Annotated in this window: 9 protein-coding genes; 7 read left to right on the forward strand and 2 right to left on the reverse strand. The window is 74.7% G+C overall.

Features of this window, described 5'->3' with window-relative positions; all coding sequences use genetic code 11:
- Genes ACZ6RT_RS05140 through ACZ6RT_RS05150 form a run of 3 tightly spaced genes read left to right on the forward strand, consistent with a single transcriptional unit; the run spans nucleotide 1 to nucleotide 15280 of the window.
- The gene (locus ACZ6RT_RS05140) at nucleotides 1–12633 is read left to right on the forward strand and encodes an amino acid adenylation domain-containing protein (protein WP_470152301.1); all 12633 of its coding nucleotides are present in this window, start codon (nucleotides 1–3) and stop codon (nucleotides 12631–12633) included.
- 2 nt (nucleotides 12634–12635) lie between these two features.
- A complete protein-coding gene (locus ACZ6RT_RS05145) occupies nucleotides 12636–14027 on the forward strand; it encodes a serine hydrolase domain-containing protein (RefSeq protein ID WP_470152302.1) in 1392 nt (463 codons plus the stop codon).
- Between the two features lie 8 nt (nucleotides 14028–14035).
- Nucleotides 14036–15280 (forward strand): MFS transporter, encoded by a 1245-nt coding sequence (locus ACZ6RT_RS05150; RefSeq protein WP_470152303.1) that lies wholly within the window; start codon nucleotides 14036–14038, stop codon nucleotides 15278–15280.
- 102 nt (nucleotides 15281–15382) lie between these two features.
- Here the strand turns inward: ACZ6RT_RS05150 and ACZ6RT_RS05155 are convergent, their stop codons facing one another.
- On the reverse strand, nucleotides 15383–15883 hold the full coding sequence (locus ACZ6RT_RS05155) for a TIGR03618 family F420-dependent PPOX class oxidoreductase (protein ID WP_399194415.1): 501 nt from the start codon (nucleotides 15881–15883) through the stop codon (nucleotides 15383–15385).
- 317 nt (nucleotides 15884–16200) lie between these two features.
- Nucleotides 16201–17028 carry an NAD(P)H-binding protein gene (locus ACZ6RT_RS05160; RefSeq protein WP_470152304.1) on the reverse strand — a complete coding sequence of 276 codons (828 nt, stop codon included), beginning with the start codon at nucleotides 17026–17028 and terminating at the stop codon, nucleotides 16201–16203.
- Between the two features lie 216 nt (nucleotides 17029–17244).
- Here ACZ6RT_RS05160 and selA point away from each other — a divergent pair, with 216 nt between their 5' ends.
- From selA to ACZ6RT_RS05180, 4 genes are all read left to right on the forward strand, one after another.
- Nucleotides 17245–18534: an L-seryl-tRNA(Sec) selenium transferase gene (gene selA, locus ACZ6RT_RS05165; protein ID WP_470152305.1), complete on the forward strand. Its 1290-nt coding sequence runs from the start codon at nucleotides 17245–17247 to the stop codon at nucleotides 18532–18534.
- A complete protein-coding gene (locus tag ACZ6RT_RS05170) occupies nucleotides 18534–20360 on the forward strand; it encodes a SelB domain-containing protein (protein ID WP_470152306.1) in 1827 nt (608 codons plus the stop codon). The genes selA and ACZ6RT_RS05170 overlap by 1 nt, the downstream gene beginning before the upstream one ends.
- 190 nt (nucleotides 20361–20550) lie before the next feature.
- Nucleotides 20551–21774, forward strand: coding sequence for a formaldehyde dehydrogenase, glutathione-independent (fdhA, locus tag ACZ6RT_RS05175; protein ID WP_399194423.1), 1224 nt, complete (start codon nucleotides 20551–20553; stop codon nucleotides 21772–21774).
- A 119-nt stretch (nucleotides 21775–21893) separates the two neighbouring features.
- A complete protein-coding gene (locus tag ACZ6RT_RS05180) occupies nucleotides 21894–22163 on the forward strand; it encodes a hypothetical protein (protein WP_344907264.1) in 270 nt (89 codons plus the stop codon).
- Nucleotides 22164–22275 lie beyond the last annotated feature (112 nt).

Here is a 22275-nt window from a genome sequence, read left to right on the forward strand (position 1 = left end):
ATGAACGCCCCCTCTTCGCGCGACGGCCGCATGGCCGCCCTGCCCGCGCACCTGCGCGAGGCGATGCGACGGCGGCTGGCCGGTGAGAGCCCGGCCTCCCCGGAGGCGGAGGAGATCCCGCGCACCCCTCCGGGGGGGACGTCGCCGCAGTCGCCCGCCCAGCAGCGGCTCTGGTTCAGGTACGAGATGGATCCGGACAGCGCCGAGTACATCGTCCCCCTGGTACTGCGGCTGACCGGTGACCTGGACGTCGGCGTGCTCACGCTCGCCGTGAACCGCCTGGTGGACCGGCACGAGTCGCTGCGCACCACCTTCGACTCGGTGAACGGCCTGGGCGTGCAGACCGTGCACCCCGCCACGGAGGTGCCGATCCAGGTCACCGAGGCGCACGTGCCTCCCGGCGGCGACCGCGAGGCCACGCTGCGCGGGTGGCTCCTGCGGGAGGCGGCGCGCCCCTTCGACCTGCGCCGGGGGCCGGTGTTCCGGGCCGGCCTGCTCAGGCTCGGCCCCGGCGAGCACGTGCTGGCCTTCAGCACGCACCACATCGTCACCGACGGCTGGTCCATGGGGGTGTTCGCCGACGAGCTGAACGCCCTGTACGCGGCCGGCGTCCGGGGCGAGCCGTCGCCGCTGCCGCCGCTGCCGCTGCGCTACGCCGACTTCGCCTCCTGGCAGCGGGACCGTGTGTCGGGCACGGCGCTCGACGACCGGCTCGCCCACTGGCGTGAGCGGCTCGACGGGCTGGCCCCGCTCGACCTGCCCACCGACCGGCCGCGACCGCCGATCAGGTCCTCCGCGGGCGCGGTCCACGTCTTCGAGGTGCCCCCCGAGGTGGTGTCGCGGCTGAGGGAGGTGGGCCGCGAGCACGGCGCCACCCTGTTCATGACCCTGGTCGCCGCGGTGCAGATCCTGCTCGCGCGCTACTCGGGACAGCGGGACGTCGCGGTCGCCACCGCGACCAGCGGCCGCAACCGGGTCGAACTGGAGAGGCTGATCGGTTTCTTCGTCAACACCCTGGTGCTGCGCTGCCAGGTCGACGAGTCCGTGCCGTTCACCGCCTTCCTCGGCACGGCCCGCTCCACCGTGCTGGACGCCTTCGACAACGACGAGGTGCCCTTCCAGCGGCTCGTGGAGGCCCTGCGGCCCGAGCGCGACCCCAGCCGGCTCCCGCTCGCCGAGGTCGCGGTCAACCTGCAGAACGCGCCAGGGGGGAGGGTCGAGCTGCCCGGCGTACGGGTCGAGGAGATCCGCCCGCCGGTGCTGGTGGCGCCCATGGACCTCTCGTTCGACTTCTACGAGCGCGACGGTGCGCTCGTCACCCACCTCGGCTACGGCACGGACCTGTTCGAGGCGGCCACCGCCGAGCGCGTGGCCGGTCACCTGCTGACGCTCCTGACGGCGATCGCGGACGCCCCCGACCGGCCGATCGCCGACCTTCCCCTGCTGAGCGCCGCCGAGTACCGCCTGCTGACCGACACGTGGTGCGGTGAGGGCGGCGGCCCCGAGCCTCGTACGGTCCCCGAGATGTTCGCCGAGCAGGTCGCGGCCGACCCCTCGGCCGTCGCCCTCGTCCACGCCGGGCGGAGCCTCACCTATGGCGAGCTGGACGAGCGGGCGGACCGGCTGGCCCGGTTGCTGGCAGGCCGGGGCGCCGGACCCGAACGGATCGTCGCGGTGGCCGTCCCCCGGTCGGCCGAGACCGTCGTCGCGATCCTCGCCGTCCTGAAGAGCGGTGCCGCGTACCTGCCGCTGGACCTGGACTACCCCGAGGAACGCGTCCGGGCGATGGTCGGGGACGCCGAGCCGATCCTCACCCTGACCACCGCGGAGGAGGCGGACCGGCTGCCGGCGGGGATTCCCCTCCTCGTGCTGGACGCGCCGGACACCGCCGCCGCCCTCGCCCCGGCGGAAGCCGCCCCTGACGGCCCTGCGGACGACGGCCCTGCGGACGACGGCCCTGCGGACGACGGCCCTGCGGACGACGGCCCGGTGGAGGCGGCCCGCCAGGACCCCGCGCATCCCGCCTACGTGATCTACACCTCCGGTTCCACCGGCCGCCCCAAGGCGGTCGTGGTCCCTCACACGGGCCTGTACGACATGGTGCTCACCCAGCGGGAGCGGCTGGGCGCGGGCCCGGGGACGCGGGTGCTGCAGTTCGCCTCCTTCAGTTTCGACGGGGCCTTCTGGGAGTTGATGCTCGCCCTCCTGTCCGGCGGCACGCTGGTCGTCGCCACCTCCGAGGAGCGGGCGCCCGGACCTCCGCTGGCCGAGTTGATCGACAGGGAGGGGCTCACCCACCTCACCCTGCCCCCGACCGCGCTGACCGTGCTGCCCGCCGACGCCGTGCCCGAAGGGACGGTCCTGGTCGTCGCGGGCGAGGCCTGCCCTCCCGGGCTGGTGCGGACCTGGTCGGCCGGACGGCGGATGTTCAACGGCTACGGGCCGACCGAGTCCACGATCGGCGCCACCATGACCCAGGCGCTGACCCCCGACGACGGCCGCACCGCGGCGGTGCCCATCGGCCGCCCGTTCCGCAGCGTCCGCGCCTACGTGCTGGACGAGCGGCTGCGCCCGGCGCCCGTCGGGGTTCCCGGCGAGCTCTACCTCGCCGGACCCCGGCTGGCCCGCGGGTACCTGCGCCGTCCCGGGCTGACCGGCGAACGTTTCGTCGCCGACCCCTACGGCCCGCCCGGCACCCGCATGTACCGCACCGGCGACCGCGCACGCCGGCTGCCCGGCGGCGAGCTGGAGTACGCGGGCCGCGCCGACGACCAGGTCAAGATCAGAGGATTCCGGGTCGAACTCGGCGAGGTCGAGGCGGCCCTGGCCGGGCACCCCGCCGTGGACGAGGCCGCGGTGGCGGTCAGGACCGGCGCCCGGGGCGACCGGCGTCTGGTCGCCTACCTCGTTCCCGCGGACTCCGGCGCCCCCGCCCTGGCGGAGCTGCGCGCCTTCCTGCGTGCCACGTTGCCCGAGCACATGGTGCCCTCGGCGTTCGTCGTGCTGGAACGCCTGCCGCTGACCGTCAACGGCAAGGTGGACAGGCGGGCGCTGCCCGCGCCCACGGGGGACCGTGAGGCCGGGACGCGCTACGTCGAGCCCCGCACGCCCGCCGAGCGGATCCTCGCCGAGGTCTGGTCCGAGCTGCTCGGCGTGGACCGGGTGGGCGTGGACGACAACTTCTTCGACCTCGGCGGCGACTCCATCCTGGGCCTGCGGGTCGTGGCCCGCGCCCGCGAGGCCGGGTTGCGCGTGACGGCCAAGCAGACCTTCCTGCGCCAGACCGTCGCCGAACTGGCCGCGGAGGCGGTCGCGGAGGAACCGCGGCGTGCCGAGCAGCGGGCCGTGTCGGGGGAGGTGCCGCTCACCCCCGTCCAGCACTGGTTCTTCGAGAACTTCATGGACAGCGTGGACCGGTTCAACCAGGCGGTGTTCCTCGAACTCGCACAGGAGCCCGACGAGGAGGCGCTGCGCGCCGCCCTGGCCGCGCTGCTCGCCCACCACGACGCCCTGCGCCTGCGCGCCGGGCGCGAGGGCGGGGAGTGGCGGCAGCACAACGCCGCCGCGGAGGGCGGCGACCCGCTGCGGCGGATCGACCTGTCGGGAACCGGCGACGCCGACCGGGAGGCGCGGATGCGCGAGGCCGTGCTGGCCGCGCAGGAGGGGTTCCGGCTGGAGACCGGCCCCCTGTTCAGGGCGCTGCTCTTCGTGCTCGGCGAGGGGCGCCGTCCCCGGCTGTTCCTGGTGGCCCACCATCTCGTGGTCGACGCCGTCTCCTGGCAGATCCTGCTGCCCGACCTGGAGGACGCCTACCGGCAGGCCGCGGCGGGCCGCGACGTCCGGCTCCCCGCCAAGACGACCTCCTTCCAGGAGTGGGCGCGGCGTCTGGCCGACCACGTGGCGGCCGGTGCCCTCGACCACGAGCTGGACCACTGGACCCGCCTGGACGAGACCGCGGCCAAGGTCGCCGCGCTGCCGGTGGACATCGCCGACCGGCACGACCGGCACGACGGGCCTGACCGGAATGCCGGGCACGCCGGGCACGCCGGGCACGCCGGGCACGCCGGGAACACGGTCGCGTCCATGCGTACCGTGACCGCACGCCTGGGCGCGCAGAGCACCCGGGCGCTGCTGCGCGACGTGCCGGAGGTCTACCGGACCCGGATCAACGACGTGCTGCTCGCGGCGCTGGGCAGGGTGCTGTGCGAGTGGACCGGCGAGGACGTCGCCCTGGTCGAGGTGGAGGGACACGGTCGCGTCGACCTGTTCCCCGACGTCGACCTCTCGCGGACCGTCGGCTGGTTCACCACCGTCTTCCCCGTCGCGCTGAGCCTCCCGCCCGTGCCCGGCTGGAGGGAGACGCTCATGTCGGTCAAGGAGCAGCTCCGCGCGGTGCCGGGTGACGGGCTGGGGTACGGCGCGCTGCGCCATCTCGGCGCGCCCGGCCGCGCTCCGGGCGCCAGCAGGCATCCGGAGGTGGGGTTCAACTACCTCGGGCGGCTCGACGCCGGATCCGGCGGGCGCGGCGGGCTCGTCGCCGGGCGGCTTCCCCACCCCGGTGCGGAGCGCAGCCCCGGGCAGGCCAGGCGGCACTTGCTGGAGATCACCGGGTTCGTCGACGGCGACGAGCTCGAGTTCCGCTGGGCGTACTCCGCCGCCGTCCACCACGAGGAGACCGTCGAGGCCCTGGCGGCGCGGATGACGTCCGCCCTGGAAGGGATCGCCGCGCACTGCGCGGAACCGGGTGCGGGCGGCTGCACCCCCTCCGACTTCCCGCTCGCCGCGCTCGACCAGGCCACGGTGGACAGGCTGGCCGGGGACGGCCGGTCCGTGGAGGACATCTACCCGCTGACACCCATGCAGAGCGGCATGCTCTTCCACTCGCTGGCCGAGCCCGGCGCCGACATCTACGCCGGCCACTTCTCGATGGTGCTGGAGGGGGTCACCGACGCGGAGACGCTGGCCGAGGCGTGGCAGCGGGTCGTCGACCGCACGCCCGCCCTGCGTACGGCGGTGATCTGGGAGGGCGTCCCCGAGCCCGTGCAGGTCGTCCGCCGGGGGGTGCGGGTCCCCGTCACCCACCACGACCTGCGTGACCTGCCGGAACCGGAGCGGGAGGAGGCGGTGCGGAGGCTGTGGGAGAGCCGGGCCGAGCGGCGGCTGGACCTGGGCGTCGCGCCGCTGACCCGGCTGGACCTCGTGCGGCTGTCGGACAGCGAGGTGCAGCTCCTGTGGGCGGCGCACCACATGATGCTGGACGGCTGGAGCTCCTCGCACGTGCTGTCGGAGGTGTTCGAGCAGTACGCGGCCCTCACCGGCGGGCACGCGGGCGCGGTGACGCCTCGCCCGCCGTACCGGGACTACGTCGGGTGGCTGGCGCGCCAGGACCGGGCCGAGGCGGAGAGGTACTGGCGGGGGGTGCTCGCGGGCATGACCGCGCCGACCCCGCTGCCGTTCGACCGGCCGGTGGTGCGGGCACACGGGGCGCGCTCCTCCAGGGAGATCCGGTCGCGGCTGCCGGGGGAGCTGTCCGGCAGGCTGTACGAGTGCGCCAGGAACGCCCGGCTGACCGTCAACACCCTGGTGCAGGGCGCGTGGGCGCTGCTGCTGTCCCGCTACGGCGGGGAGCGGGACGTCTGCTTCGGGGCGACGGTCTCCGGCCGTCCCGCCGGGCTTCCCGGCTCGGAGTCGATCATCGGGTTGTTCGTCGACGTCGTGCCCGTCAGGATCGACGTGGACGGTGCCGAGCCGGTGACGTCGTGGCTGCGGCGCCTCCAGGAGGCGCAGGCCGGGTCCCGCGAGTACGAGTACCTGTCGATGGCGCAGATCCACGCGTGCGCCGAGGTGCCCAGGGGCACCAACCTGTTCGACAGCGTCGTGGTGTTCGAGAACTACCCGTACGACCCCGACGCGGCGGCCAGGCACGGGCTTCGCGTGCGCGACCACCGGGGCGACGAGCAGACCAACTACCCGCTCACCCTCACCGCCCACGCGGCGCGGGAGCTGACCCTGGCGCTGGGGTACGACCCCGCCCTGTTCGACGAGCCGACCGTGGAACGCATGGCCGGGCACCTGGAGACGATCCTCGGCGCGATCGCCGCGACCCCGGCGAGCCCGGTGGCGGACCTGCCCCTGCTCACCGCGTCCGAGCGGGAACGCTTCCTGGGGGAGTGGAACGGCCCCGTCGTGGAGTTCCCGCCCGCCGGGTGCGTCCACGAGCTGTTCACCGCGCAGGCCGGGCTCACCCCGGACGCCGTCGCCGTCAGCTGCGGCGAGGACGCGCTGACCTTCGCCGGGCTGGAGGAGCGGGCCAACCGGCTGGCACACCGCCTGGTGGAGCTGGGGGTGGTTCCCGGCGTGCTGGTGGGGGTGTGCGTCGAGCGCGGCGTGGACGCGATGGTCGCGCTGCTGGGGGTGTTGAAGGCGGGCGGTGCGTTCGTGCCGCTCGACCCCGACTACCCGCCCGCGATGCTGGCGACGATGCTGCAGGACGCGTCGGCGCCGGTGGTGGTGACCCAGGAACGGCTGCTGGACCGGGTCGCGCCGTCCGCCTCGTCCGGGACGCCCCCGGTCTCCGTCGTGTTCCTGGACCGGGACCGGCCCGCCCTCGACCGGCTGCCCGCGTCGCCGCCGGACGTCGCCGTGACACCGGCCGACCTGGCCTACGTCGTCTACACCTCGGGATCCACCGGCCGCCCGAAGGGCGTGATGGTCGAGCATCGCAACGTTCACCACATGGTGCGCGCCTGGGACGCCCGCTACGGCCTGTCCGGTACGCGGCCACGCTCCCTGTCGGTGTCGAGCCTGTCGGTGGACCTGTTCTTCGGCGACTTCCTGCTGTCCGCCCTGTTCGGCGGGACGATGGAGGTGTGCCCGGCCGAGGCGGTGGCGGACCCGCCCGTCCTGCTGGACATCCTTGCCCGTACCGGGGCGGAGATCCTGGTGACGGTCCCGTCGCTGGCCAGGGCACTGGTCCAGGAGGCCGGGCGGCGCGGCGTGCGGCTCGACTCGCTGCGCGTCCTCATGGTCGGCTCCGAGGGCTGGCCCGCGGGCGACTCCGAGGAGGTGCTGCGCGGGGTGGGCCGGGACACCATGGTCGTCAACGCCTACGGCGCCACCGAGACGACCGTGGACTCCACGGTCTTCCAGCTCGGCGGCGACCCCGTGGGGGACGCGGCCTTCGTGCCCATCGGGCGCCCGCTGGTCAACACCACCGTCTACGTGCTGGACGGGCAGGGGCGCCCGGTGCCGCTCGGTGTCACCGGAGAGCTCTACATCGGCGGCGGCGGGGTGGCGCGGGGCTACTGGAACCGCGCGGAACTGTCCGCGGAGCGGTTCCTGAAGGATCCGTTCGCCCCCGGCGGCGAGGGCCGGATGTACCGTACCGGGGACCTGGTGCGCCGGCGCGCCGACGGGAACCTGGAGTTCCTGGGCCGGGCCGACGACCAGGTCAAGATCAGGGGCTTCCGTGTGGAGCTGGGAGAGATCGAGTCGGCCCTGGCCCGCCACCCCCGTATCGCCGCCGCCGCGGTCGCCGCCTGGGAGGACGCCCCGGGACGCACCCGGCTGACCGGCTACGCGGTGCCCTCGGGCGAGGCGGTGGACGCGGCGGAGCTCAAGGCGTTCCTGGCCGGGGTCCTTCCGGCGCACGCGGTGCCGTCCGCGTTCGTGACCCTGGACGCGCTGCCGCTGAACCCGAGCGGGACGGTGAACCGCCGCGCGCTGCCCGACCCCGGCAGGGCCGCCGACACCGGCACGGTGTACGTCGCCCCGCGCGACGCGACCGAACGCGCGCTGGCCGCCATCTGGGCCGAGGTGCTCCAGGTGGACGTCGCCCGGGTCGGGATGGACGACAGCTTCTTCGACCTCGGCGGCGACTCGATCCTCAGCATCCAGATCATCTCGCGGGTCCGGGCCGCCTTCGGCTCGGCACCGCCGCCCCGGCAGCTCTTCGACACGCCCACCGTCGCGACGCTCGCCCCGCTGCTCCGCGGCGGCGGTCCCGGCGGGGGGCCGGCCGCGATCGGGGTGGTGGACCGCGACGACGACCTCCCGCTGTCGTTCGCCCAGCAGCGCCTGTGGTTCCTCGACGCGTTCGACCCCGGAGGCACCGGATACAACACGGCCCTCGCGCTGCGGCTCCGCGGTGTGCTCGACACCGGCGCGGCGTCGGCCGCCCTGCGGAGCCTGGTGCGGCGGCACGAGTCGCTGCGCACCACGTTCGGCGACGCCGAGGGCCGAGGCTCCCAGACGATCCACCCGCTCTCCGAGGCGACCTCGACGACGGACGCGGAGGCGATCCTCGAATCGATCGACCTTCGCGGGACGCCCGCGCAGGAGCGCGAGGCCGGGATGTGGCGGTGCCTGGAGGAGGAGGCCTCCCGCCCCTTCGACCTGCGGCACGGCCCGCTGTTCCGGGCCGTGCTGATCCGTCTCGACGACGCCGACCAGGTACTGGCGCTGCTCATGCACCACATCGTGACCGACGGCTGGTCCATGGGGGTGCTCGCCGAGGACTTCGCCGCCTTCTACTCCCTCGAGGTGAACGGCCCCGACGGGGCGGGCGGCGGCGGGCGGCGGGAGCCGGCACCGCTTCCCCTGCGGTACGCGGATTTCGCCGCCTGGCAGCGGGAGCTGCTGGAGGGCCCGGCACTCGACGAGCACCTCGGCTACTGGAGGCGGCGGCTCGACGGGATGGCCCCGCTGGCCCTGCCCGTGGACCGGCCGCGGCCCGTCGTGCGCGCCACCGCGGGTGCGACGCACACGACGGAGATGCCGCCCGAGGTCGTGGACCGGCTGCGGGCCGTCGCGCGCGGCCACGACGCCACCCTGTTCATGGTCCTGGTCGCCGCCACGCAGGTGCTGCTCGCGCGCTACTGCGGCCAGCGGGACGTCGCGGTGGGCACGGCGACGTCCGGCCGTAACAGGACCGAGCTGGAGGGACTGGTCGGGTTCTTCGTCAACACCGTGGTGCTGCGGTCCCGGGTGGAGGAGTCCTCCTCCTTCGCGGACCTGCTCTCGCAGGTCCGCGCGACGGTGCTGGAGGCGTTCACCCACGACGACGTCCCGTTCGAGCGCCTCGTGGAGGCCCTGCGGCCCGAGCGGGACCCCAGCCGCACCCCCCTGGTCGAGGTCATGGTGGTGCTGGAGAACACCCCGGCGCGGGACATGGACCTGCCGGGAATCCGTGTCGAGGCGCTGCCCGTCACGAGCGGCGAGGTCAGCCACGACCTGATCGTGAACTTCTACGAGCACCGGGGCGCGCTGACCGTGGCCGTCGCCTACAGCACGGCCTTGTTCGACGAGACCACGATCGAGCGCATGACCAGGCACCTGACGATGCTCCTCGGCGCCGTCGCGGCCGACCCTGGACGCCGGCTGTCGGAGGTGCGCCTGCTGACCAGCGCCGAGCGCGAGCGGTCGCTGGTGAAGTGGAACGACACCGGCCGCGACCTGCCTCCCGCCGGCCCGTCCCGGCTCTTCGAGGACCAGGCCGCGGCCACCCCGGACGCGACCGCGCTGGTCTGCGAGGACGTCACGCTCACGTACGCGGATCTGGACGGGCGCGCCGACCGGCTCGCCCGTCACCTGCGCTCGCGCGGCGCCGGTCCCGAGACCCTGGTGGGCCTGGCGTTCCCCCGGACGGCGGACCTGGTGGTGGCGATGCTCGCGGTGCTCAAGACGGGCGCGGCCTACCTGCCGCTGGACCTCGAGCACCCGCGTGAGCGCGTGGCGTTCGTGCTCGGTGACGCCGCCCCGGCGCTGCTGCTGACCGGCGGCGCGCAGGCCGAGGCGCTGGCGGACGTCTTCGAGGCGGTGCCCCGGATCTCCCTCGACGACCCCGAGGTCCTCGCCGCGCTGGACGCCTGCCCCGCCGGCCGGGACGGCGGGTCCCACCCCGAGTTCCACCCGGACAGCGCGGCCTACACCATCTACACCTCCGGTTCCACCGGCAGGCCCAAGGGCGTGGTGGTCTCCCGGGGCAACCTGCGCAACTTCCTGGTGGACATGCGGGACCGGTTCGGCCTCGGTTCCCGCGACCGCCTGCTGGCGATGACGACGGTCGGGTTCGACATCGCGGGCCTGGAGTTGTTCGTGCCGCTGATCAGCGGCGCGGCCGTGGTCCTGGCCGGGCGCGAACTGGTCCACGACCCGCGGCGGCTGCGGCGGGTCGTCGCCGAGGAGTCGGTGACGGTCGTACAGGCCACGCCCAGCCTGTGGCGGGCGGTCGCCGAGGAGACCGGTCAGGTCCTCGCGGGCGTGCGCGTCCTCGTCGGCGGCGAGGCGCTGCCGGCGGACCTGGCGGGAACGCTGGCGGAGGCGGCGCGGTCGGTGACCAACCTGTACGGGCCGACGGAGACCACGATCTGGTCCACCGCGGCGATGGTGGAGGCCGTAGACGCGGTGGCACCCCCCATCGGCGTGCCGATCGCCAACACCAGGGTGTACGTGCTGGACCGCTTCTGCCAGCCGGTGCCCCCCGGCGTCCCGGGGGAGCTGTACATCGCGGGGGACGGCGTGGCCCGAGGCTACCTGGGCCGTCCCGCACTGACCGCGGAGCGGTTCGTGGCCGACCCGTTCGGCCCCGCCGGCGCGCGGATGTACCGTACGGGCGACGTGGTCCGGTGGCGGGCCGACGGCGTGCTCGTGTACGTGGGCAGGGTCGACGACCAGGTGAAGATCCGGGGGTTCCGGATCGAGCCCGGTGAGATCGAGAGCGTCCTGCTCGCCCACCCGGGTGTCGCGTCCGCGGTGGTGACGGTCAGGGAGGACAGGCCGGGCGACCGACGGCTGGTGGCGTACCTGGTGCCCGCCGGGGACACCGCGCCGACCACCGCCGAGCTGCGCGAGCACACCGGGCGATCCCTGCCCGGTTACATGGTGCCCGCCTTCTTCGTCCCGCTGGACGAGCTCCCGCTGACGCCGAGCGGGAAGGCGGACAGGAACGCGCTGCCCGCGCCCGAGGGCACGGCCACGGGCGCCGGTCGCGTCGCTCCGCGTGACGCGGCCGAGCTGCTGCTGGCCGGGATCTGGGCCGAGGTCCTCGGTGTCGAGACGGACCGGATCGGTGTGGAGGACAACTTCTTCGACCTCGGCGGCGACTCGCTGCTGAGCATGCAGGTCGTCCACCGGGCCAGGCGGGCCGGGCTGCGCGTCTCGCCGAAGGACCTGTTCCTGAACCAGACCGTGGCGCGCCTCGCGAGCGCGACGGGACCGGTGGGGACGGCCGGCCCGGGCACGTCCGGCCCGGTGCCCCTGACCCCCGCCCAGCGCGGGTTCGTCGAGACGTACGGGTCGTCCCCGCACCGCCTCGCCCGGCCCGTGCTCGTCGAACTGGCCGAGGACACCACCGAGGAGGGACTGCGCGCGGCCCTGGCCGCGCTGGTGGCACGGCACGACGCGCTGCGCTCGCGCTTCGGGCACGCGGACGGCTCCTGGGAGCAGCACGCCGCGCCACCGGCGGCCACCGGCGACCCGCTACGCCGGTACGACCTGTCCGGCGCCGTGGGGCCCGTGACACGGGAGGCGGGGAAACCCGGCGCGCGGGAGGCCGGAAGCCCCGGTGCGCGGGCGGTCGCGGACGTGGAAGAGGTCGTGGACCGGTTCGCGGCCGGCGAGGCCGCCCGCGGCCTCGATCCGGACGGGGCGCCGCTACGGGCCTCGCTGCTCGACCTCGGCCGGGGAAGACGGCCCTGGCTCTGCCTCACCGTCCACCCGCTGGCGGTCGACGCGCGTTCCTGGCGCATCCTGCTCGACGACCTGGAGCGGGCCTATCGGCGGTGGGAGGCCGGGACGCCGACGGACCCGGGGCCGGAGCCCTTCTCCTTCCGGCGCTGGGCCGGACTGCTGGCCGGGTACGCCGCCGAGGGAGGATTCGCCGAGGAGGCGGCGTACTGGACGACGCTGCCCGAGACCGTACCGCCGCCCGCTCCCGCGCCGTCGGCCGCGGCCGTTTCCGGGCGCGTGTCCGTCTCCCTGGAGGAACGCGAGAGCGGGCTGCTCCTGCGCGCGGCGCCCGCGGCGTTCCGCGCCGGGACCGGGGACGTGCTGCTCGGCGCGCTGGTGCGGGTGCTGTGCCGCTGGACGGGCGGTGACAGCGTGCTGATCGAGCTGGAGGGCCACGGCAGGGAGGAGATCTTCGACGAGGCCGACCTCTCCCGCACCGTCGGCCGGTTCGCCACCGCGTTCCCCGCCGTGCTCGGCGCGCCCGGCGAGGAGACGGCCGACTGGCCGGCGATCGTCAGGGCCGTCCGCGCGCGTCTCCGCGCCGTTCCGGGCGGCGGCCTCGGCTACGGAGCGCTGCGCCACCTCACCCCGCCGGGCTCGCCGGCCCCGGAACCGCCCGGGAGGAACCGGCCACGGGTGGCCTTCGCCTTCCACGAGCCGCCGGACCCGGGCGATAGCCTCCTCTACCGCTCGTTCCGCGCGGTGCCGCCCACCGGCGCGCCGGGTGCCCGCGCCCTGGAGATCACCGCTTCGGTGGCGGACGGCAGGCTGAGGTTCGACTGGAGCCACGCGGCGGGCGCCTACGACGGCGCCACGGTCGCGGGCCTGGCGGAGGACCTCCTGGCCGCGCTGCGCGCCGTCGCCGCGCACCTCGACCCGGCCGCCGGCCGCGCGGAAGGGGAGTGAGCATGGACGTCCACCTTCCCTCGCTGCTGGCCGGGCTGGCCCGCGAGCATCGCGTACCGGGGGCGCAGCTGGCCGTGCACCACGCGGGCGAGACCGTGACCGCCGAGACCGGCGAGGAGACCTGTGGGACCGGCGGGCCGGTGACCCGCCGGTCGGCCTTCCCGCTCGGCTCGCTCACCAAGCCCTTCACCGCGACGCTGGTGATGGCTCTGGCGGCCGGCGGGGACATCGACCTCGACGCGCCGCTGGCCGAGTACGTGCCCGAGGTGGGGGGCGGTGGGAGGATGACGGCGCGGCGGCTGCTCAGCCACACCGGCGGGCTGGCCTCCAACATCGACGAGGGCGGAGACCACTCCGAGGTCCGGCGCCGGTGGGTGGCCCGGCACTGCCGCGAGTCCGATGCCGTACACCCGCCGGGGACTCTCTTCTCCTACTCCAACATCGGCTACATCCTGGCCGGGCACCTCGTCGAGGTGATCACCGGGATGAGCTGGTGGGAGGCGACGGAGGCGATCATCCTGAGGCCGCTGGACATCGCGCCCGCGTTCGTCGTCGGCCCGCCCTCGGGATTCCGGCCGGTGGTGACCGGGCACACCGTGCAGCGGGCTCGTGACCGGATGCTGCCGGTCACCGGGCAGACCCTGCCGAAGGTGGCGGCGCCGAGCGCCGGGCTCGCCCTCGGCGCCGCCGACCTGGTCACGTTCGCGCTGATGCACCTCGGTGCCCCCTCGCTCCAGGCGGTGATCGACCGTGACTCCGCCCGTGAGATGCGCCGCGACCAGCTCGCGGGCGTGACGGCCGGGCCGTTCGGCATGGCCGACTCCTGGGGGCTCGGCTGGGCGATATACCGCGACGCCGGGCCCGACTGGTTCGGACACGACGGCACGGGCGAGGGAACCTCCTGCCACCTGCGGTTCGAGCAGGCCGGCGGGACCGTGGTCGCGCTGACCACGAACGCCGCCACCGGACCGGCGCTCTGGGAGGACCTGCTGGAAGAGCTCCGCCCGGGGGGACGGGCCGTGGGAGGCCGGGGCCTGTCGCGGCCCGCCGATCCGGGACCGCGGGCGCCGGGGCCGCCGGAGTGCGCGGGCCGGTACGTCAACGGGGAGATGGAGTTCACGGTCGTCGCCGACGGCGCCGGCGGGCTCGGCCTGACGACGAACGCGGCGGAGCGGTTCGAGCTGACCCTCTTCGAGGGCCTGCGCTTCACGATGCGGGAACCCGCCGGGGGGCGTACCACCTACACCGGCCGGTTCCTGCGCGACCCCGGGACGGGGGAGGTCGATCTCGTCCAGGTCGCCGGCCGGCTGGCCAGGCGGGCGCGTGACGGCGACAGCGCCCCCGTCGCCCCCGTCGCCCCCGTCGCCCCCGGCGCTTCCGGCGCGGGGGGGTGACGTCCGCCATGGGGAGCGTACGGGCGCCGGAGGGGAACGCGGGCGGAGGCGGGCCGGTCCGCCTGTCCCGCAACCGGGACTACAACATCCTGTGGACCGGCCAGCTCTTCTCCGAGCTGGGCAGCGAGATCACCTTCGTCTCCTTCCCGCTGCTCATCCTGGCAATGTCGGGCTCACCGCTGGACATGGGCCTGGTCTCGTCGGTGCTCGCGACGGCCCACATGGTGGCGAACGTGCCGGCCGGGGTGGTCGCCGACCGGTGGGACCGCAAGAAGGTCATGCTGCTGTGCCACGGCGCCCGTGCCCTCGCGATGGGCAGCGTGGCCGTGGCGCTGCTGATGGGCGTGTACAGCTTCCCTCACATCCTGCTGGTCGCCGCCGTCGAAGGGTTCCTCAGCTCGGTGTTCCAGCCGGCCGAGCAGGCCGCGCTCCCGCAGGTGGTACCCGAGTCACAGCTACCGCTGGCGATCGCCCGCAACACCGCGCGGCCCTTCATCGCCACCCTGCTCGGACCGGCCCTGGCGGGCTTCCTGTTCGCCCTGCACCACACGGCGCCCTTCGGCGCTGACGCGATCATGCTCGCGGCCTCCTTCGTCACGCTGCTGTTCCTGCGCCTGCCGCGACAGGCGGCCACGGCGGGGTCACCTCGGGCACGGGTGACCGGGAGCGGTGTCGCCGAGGGGTTCCGCTGGGTGGCGGGACACCGGGTCATCAGGATGACGCTGGTGTGGATGGGACTGTCCAACCTCGTCTTCGGCGCGCTCGTCATCATCGTCCTGGCGATGACGGGGGAGGGGGTGAGCCCGGGTGAGGTGGGCCTGACGATGGCGTGCATCGGCGCGGGCGGCCTGCTGGGAGCCCTGTCCGCGGCCCGCCTGCACGCGGCCCTCCCGCCGTTCCTCTTCATCGTCGGCTTCCCGCTCGTGGCGGCCGTGATGACCGCGCTGATGGCGGTAGTGCCGAGCGGCATCCTCCTCGGGGTGCTCCTCGGCGGGGCCGCGTTCCTCGCCCCGGTCGCGAACACCACGGTCCTCACCTACCAGCTCACGGTCACCCCCGACCGCCTGCGCGGCCGTCTCTCCGGCATCGCCGGGCTCTTCTCCGGCGGGGCCGCCGCACTGGGCCCGATGGTCGGCGGTCTCCTCATGACGGCCGGCGGCTCGACCGCCGTGCTGGTCTGCGCGGCCGGCCTGGCCCTCGTCGCGGCGGGTACGGTGCTCAGCCCGACGCTGCGCCGGTTCCCGGCACCCTGACCCGCCTCCCGGGACGCGGCGAGACGGGGGCCATGCCCGGACACGTGCCGGGCACGGTCGTCACACCGGGGCTCACCGGACGGGCGCGATCCACCACCCGCCCTACCGGTCCCCGGTGGGAATGTCCAGGGCGGTGCCGTACAGGCGTGACACCCGCAGCCTGATCACCACGCGTCGTTCCCTCACCGCCTGTCCGAGGAACGCCGCCTCCTGCGCCGGGTCCTCGAAGCCCGGGGTGAGGGCCAGCAACTCCCTGCCGATCGCGTCCCCGGGCGTGGTCGTCATCTCCGACACCTCCGCATCGCCCTCGGCGACGGCGAACGACCAGACGTCCGGCCCGTTCACGTGCAGGGCGAGACGGGGATCGTCGCGCAGCCGGCGTGCCTTGAGGCGGTCGTTCGTCGTGGAGATCCGTACGACCCGCTCGTCGGGATCCCAGTGGTAGAGGACGGTGGACAGGTGGGGGTGGCCGCTGCGCCCCACGGTCGCCAGCACGCCGAACTGCTGCTCGCCGAGCAGGTTCACCAGTTCCTGGTCGGTCAGGGCCCGCGGCGCGGGGCCGGAGACCTGGTCGTTCTCGTTCGTGGCGGTCGGCTCGGTCATCTTCATCGATTCCTGTCTGCACGGTGTCTCGTCGGGCCGCGTGTGACGGTCGGGCGGTCCCGGAGCGGACCGCCGGCATCGACACGGTCGCGATGCCGCCCCCCGAGACCGTCACCGGCATCGCGGCGGCCGGGCCGGTGGGCGTCGGCCGGCGCGACCGGGAGGTGACGGTGCCGGGCCGGGCCGGGCCGGGTCGGGTCGGGGAAGGCGCGGTGCGCACCGTGACCGTCTCCCGCTCCGGAAGGGAACAGAAGAGACCGTAGCAGATGGATTTGTTACAGACTATTTTTTGTGAGACTACTTTGTGCGTCCGCCGGTCAGCCGGTGCCGAAGTCGGTCCGGGCGACGTAGTCGGCGAAGTCACGGGGCGGGCGGCCCAGCGCCCGCAGGACCCCGTCGGTCGGCTCCCAGCCGCGCTCCAGGCGGACATGGCGGAGAACGGCGATCATCTCCTCGGCCACGGCGTCCGGGCGTCCCGCGGCGGCGAGCTCGGCACGGTACTCCTCCTCGCTGACCGGGACGAAACGCAGCGCACGGCCCGACGCGCGGGCGATCTCGCCGACCGCCTCGGCGAAGCTGAGGGATCGCGGGCCGGACAGGACGTACGTGCGCCCCGCGTGCCCGTCCTCGGTCAGCGCCACCGCCGCCACCTCGGCGAGGTCCTCCAGGTCGATGAACGCCTCCCGGCCGTCGCCGGTGGGCAGCCGCAGCTCGCCGGTGTCGTCCAGCGGGGAGGCGATGAAGTCCAGCTCGGTGAAGTTCTGGGCGAACCAGGTCGGGCGCAGGATCGTCCACCGCACACCGGACTCCTTGACGGCCCGCTCGGTGGCGAGGAGGTCCTCGCCCATCTCGCCGAGGGTGCGGGAGGAGAGCAGGACCAGGCGCCGTACCCCGGCGCCGGCGGCGAGAGCCGCGAACGCGCGGACCTCCTCCGGCGCGTCCGGCCCCTGGGAGTCGACCACGTACACGGCGTCGACGCCGTCCAGGGCCGGTCCCCACGTCGAGCGGTCGGCCCAGTCGAAGCGGACCGGGCCCCGGCGCGAGGCCACGGCGGGGTCGGCGCCGCGGCGGCGCAGCGCGGAGGCGACCCGGCTGCCGGTCTTGCCGGTCCCGCCCAGAACGAGGACACGCGAAGGATCGTTCATCACACGCCTGGCCTTTCGACACCGGTCCATGTCGGGAACACCCATGAGGTCGAGGAGATACCTGGTCGCGAGCGGACCAAACCCCTGGAGATCGGGCCGGCCGGTCGTGCACCCCCGGAACCGTCGGTCCCGGCGGTGTGTCCGAGGAACCGGCCGGGCCGGATCCCGCGGCCCGGTGGCTTCGATTCCGGTACGTCCCCGCTCTATTTTCGAGGGGTGGACTCACGAAGGCTCGTACCGCGCACCGATGCCGTCCTCGCCGACCCCCGGCTCGTCGCGGCGGTGGGGCGGCTCGGCCGTGCCGTCGTCAAGGAGGCGGTCACGCTGGCCCAGCAGCGCGTACGGCAGGGCGGGCTCGACCCGCGGGAGGTGGCGGACGCGGCCGTGGCGGCGCTGCCGCCGTACCCGGCGAGCCTGCGGACGGTGATCAACATGACCGGGGTGCTGGTCCACACCAACCTCGGCCGGGCGCCCCTGTCGGAGGCCGCGCGGACGGCGGCCCTGGCCGCGGCCGGTCACACCGACGTGGAGTTCGACCTGGCCACCGGTGTCCGCGCCCGCCGGGGACGGGGCGCGCTGGACGCGCTCGCCCGGGCCGTGCCCGCCGCGGAGGACGCGCACGTGGTCAACAACAACGCCGCCGCGCTCGTCCTGGTGGCCACCGCGCTCGCCGCCGGACGGGAGATCGTGGTCAGCAGGGGCGAGCTGGTGGAGATCGGCGACGGGTTCCGCATCCCCGACCTGCTCGTCTCCACCGGGGCCAGGCTGCGCGAGGTGGGCACCACCAACCGCACCTCCTACGCCGACTACCGCGCGGCCGTGGGCCCCGAGACCGGGTTCGTCCTCAAGGTGCACCCGTCGAACTTCCGGATCGAGGGCTTCACCGGCTCGGCCGGGATCGCCGAGCTGTCCGGGCTCGGCGTGCCCGTGGTCGCCGACATCGGCTCCGGCCTGCTCGCGCGCGAGCCGCTGCTGCCCGACGAACCCGACGCGGCGAGCGCCCTGGAGGCCGGGGCCGCGCTGGTCACGGCCAGCGGCGACAAGCTGCTCGGCGGCCCGCAGGCCGGGCTGCTGCTGGGCCGCCGCGACCTGGTCGAGACGTGCAGGAGACACCCCCTCGCCCGCGCGCTCCGGGTGGACAAGCTGACGCTGGCCGCGCTGGAGGCCACCCTGCGCGGCCCCGAACCCCCGGTCGCCCAGGCGCTGCACGCCGATCCCGCGGTGCTGGGCGAGCGCGCCGCCGCGCTCGCCCGCAGGCTGGCCGAGGCCGGGATCGACGCTCGCGCCGTGCCCAGCGAGGCCGCGGTGGGCGGCGGCGGAGCACCCGGGGTGACGCTGCCGAGCGCCGCGGTCAGCCTGCCCGAGCGGTTCGCCGGGCCGCTGCGGACCGGGGACCCCGCGGTCGTGGGCCGGGTGGAGGGGCACCGCCTCCTGCTGGACCTGCGCGGCGTGCCCGCCGGGACCGACGGCGACGTGGTGCGGGCGGTCCTGGGGGCGGATCTCTGATGCACGTCGTCGCCACCGCCGGCCACGTCGACCACGGCAAGTCCACGCTGGTACGGGCGCTGACCGGGATGGAGCCCGACCGCCTGGAGGAGGAACGGCGGCGGGGCCTGACCATCGAGCTCGGCCACGTCTGGACGACGCTGCCCTCGGGGGAGCGGCTGGCCTTCGTCGACGTGCCCGGCCACGAGCGCTTCCTGGCCACCATGCTGGCCGGGGCCGGTCCGGCCCCCGCGGTCATGTTCGTGGTCGCGGCGGACGGCGGGTGGATGCCGCAGTCGGAGGAGCACCTGGTGGCGCTGGAGGCGCTGGGCGTGCGGCACGGCCTGCTCGTGGTGACCCGCGCCGACCTCGCCGACCCCGCCCCCGCCGCCCGTACGGCACGGGACCGGCTGGCCGCGGGCGGTCTGGCCGGGGTCGAGACGCTGGCCGTGAGCGGCCGTACCGGGCAGGGGCTCGACGAGCTGCGCCGGGCGCTGGACCGGCTGGTGGCGGCCCTGCCCCCGGCCGACCCCGCCGCGCCGGTACGGCTCTGGATCGACCGCGCGTTCACCGTGCGCGGCAGCGGGACGGTGGTGACCGGCACGCTGCCCGTGGGCACCGTCGCCGCGGGGGACGAGCTGCTCCTCGGCGACGTCCCCGCGCGCGTCCGGGCGCTGGAGTGCCTCAAGGAGCCGGTGACCTCGGTGAACGGCGTGGCCAGGGTCGCGCTCAACCTGCGCCTCCAGGGTCCCGCCGAGCGCGGCACGGCCCTGGTCACCCCGGGCGCGTGGACCCGCACCGACCTGGTCGACGTGCGGTTGAGCCCGGCCGGGCGCGCCGTCCCTTCCGAGGGGGAACCGGCGGGGCGCCCGGGGGAGGGCGCCGCCGCCCGCCACGGCGAGGAGTGGGGGGCCGCGGACCTGCCGGGGCGGCTGACCGCGCATCTCGGCTCCGCCTCGGTCGTCTGCACCGTGCGGCCGCTCGGCGGGCGGATCGCCCGGCTCCGGCTGGCCCGGCCGCTGCCCCTGCACGCGGGTGACGTGCTGCTGCTGCGCGATCCCGGCCGCAGCCGCGGTGAGGTGCGGGTGCTGGCCGGGGCCCGCGTGCTCGACCCCCGCCCGCCCGAGCTGCGCCGCCGGGGCGCGGCCCGGGAGCGGGCGGCCGAGCTGGCCGGGGCCGCCCCGGACGCGGCCTCGCTGCTCCGTACCCACCTGCTGCTGCGCGCCGGTGAGCTGCGCGCCCTGGGACGCGTCCCTGGCACCGGACCGGTCTGCGCCGACTGGCACGCCGATCCGGAGTACTGGTCGGGGCTGGGGAAGCGGCTGCCCGAGACGGTGCGGCGGTACGCGGCCGATCATCCGCTGGAGCCCGGGATGCCGGTGGAGGCGGCCCGCCACGAGCTCGGCCTGCCCGAACGGCGGCTGGTCGCGGCGCTGGTCCGGCCGCCGCTCACCCTGGCCGAGGGCAGGATCGTGACCGGGCGGAGCGGGCTGCCCGCGCCGGTCGCCCGCGCCGTCGGACGGCTCGGCGCCGACCTGGCCGCCCGTCCCTTCCAGGCGCCGGAGGCGGACCGCCTGGCCGCGCTGGGGCTGGGCCCCCGCGAGGTGGCGGCGGCCGTACGGGCGGGGGCGCTGCTGCGGGTGGCCGAGGGGATCGTGCTGCTGCCCGGCGCGGACGCCCTGGCGGCCCGGGTGCTCGCCCGGCTGCCGCAGCCGTTCACGGTCAGCCAGGCCAGGCAGGCCCTCGGCACCAGCCGCAGGGTCGCGGTGCCGCTCCTGGAACACCTCGACCGGGGAGGGTTCACCGAGCGGCTCGACGGCGTCCACCGGCGGTGCCGGACCTCCTGAGAGCCGGACGGTTCAGGAGGACCCCCAGGTATATGGTGGAAAAAGGAGAGAGCGGGAAGAACCTGCGTGGAGCGCCACGCCTGGAGAACCGATCGTTCCGGCTCGAACACCCGGTCGTCACGACCCCCCTCCCACCCCCGCAGGCAGCGACCGCGCACGGAAGGGCACCACGAGGGAAAGGGAGGACGTCATGCCGAGCAACAGGGCCGTCTCGTACCAGGGGCCGGGCAAGGTGACGGTGGAGACCATCGACTACCCGGAGTTCGAGCTCAAGGACGGGCCCGGGGTGAACCCGGCCAACGTGGGACGCAAGGTCCCGCACGGCGCGATCGTCAAGACGGTCGCGACGAACATCTGCGGCAGCGACCAGCACATGGTCCGGGGCCGCACCACCGCGCCGCACGGGCTGATCCTCGGCCACGAGATCACCGGCGAGGTCGTCGAGGTCGGCCCGGGGGTGGAGTTCGTCTCGGTGGGCGATCTCGTCTCGGTGCCCTTCAACATCGCCTGCGGCCGCTGCCGCAACTGCAAGGAGGGCAAGACCGGGATCTGCGAGAACGTCAATCCCGACCGGCCCGGCTCGGCGTACGGCTACGTCGACATGGGCGGCTGGGTCGGCGGGCAGGCCCAGTACGTCCTGGTGCCCTACGCCGACTGGAACCTGCTGAAGTTCCCCGACCGGGACCGGGCGATGGAGAAGATCCTCGACCTGACCATGCTCACCGACATCTTCCCGACCGGTTTCCACGGCTGTGTCACCGCCGGGGTGAAGCCGGGATCGACCGTCTACATCGCGGGTGCCGGACCGGTCGGGCTGGCCGCGGCCGTCTCGGCGTTCCTGCTGGGGGCCGCCGCGGTGATCGTCGGTGACCTGAACAAGGAGCGCCTGGAGCAGGCCCGCAGCTTCGGCTGCGAGACCGTGGACGTGTCCCAGGGGGAGCCCCAGGACCAGATCGAGCAGATCCTCGGCGAGCCGGAGGTCGACTGCGCCGTCGACGCCGTCGGTTTCGAGGCGCGCGGTCACGGCGCCGGATCCGGCGAGGAGCAGCCCGCCGCGGTGCTCAACTCGCTCATGCAGGTCACCCGCGCCGGCGGGGCGCTCGGCATTCCCGGCCTGTACGTGACCGGCGACCCCGGGGCCCACGACGAGGCGTCCAAGCAGGGGTCGCTCTCCCTGCGGCTCGGCCTGGGCTGGGCCAAGTCGCTCTCCTTCACCACCGGCCAGACCCCGGTCATGCGCTACAACCGGTGGCTGATGCAGGCGATCCTGCACGACAGGGTGCAGATCGCCAAGGCGGTCAACGCCGTGCCGATCCCGCTGGAGCAGGCGCCCAAGGGGTACGAGGACTTCGACCAGGGCGCGGCGTCCAAGTTCGTCCTCGACCCGAACGGGATGCTCGGCACGGCCGCCTGACCGGCCCGCCGCGGAGACGCTCCGCCTGATCGAAGGTATATACGCCGCAAAAATGGTAAGAGCCTGTTCAAAAGCAGGTCGCGGTCATGACCGTAATCGAGCGAGAACAGGGAGCGAGCATGAGTGAGGCGAGCAACGTCTGGCGGCTGGACGTCGATGGGCAGGAACGCGACATCGAGGTCGAGCACAGCACCATGACCGGCAAGATCGTGGTGAAGCTCGACGGCCAGGTCGTGGAGGAGAGTCGCCTGCTGATGAGCAAGAAGTCCCTGGAGTTCAAGGTGGGCGAGCACGTGGCGCTGGTGGGGGTCGAGTACTCCTACAGCGGCCTCGCCGTCCGGAGCACGCTCCACCTCGACGGCCGCTACGTCGAGCCGCTGAACGACTGAACGACCGTGGGCCCACCGGGGCCGTCGTCCGCCTCCGTCCCCACGACGGACGCCGGGCGACGGCCTCGCTCGTCTCCGGACGACGGCCTCGCTCGTTCTGCGGAGGCCCGGC

Source organism: Streptosporangium sp. NPDC050148, from assembly GCF_055586505.1.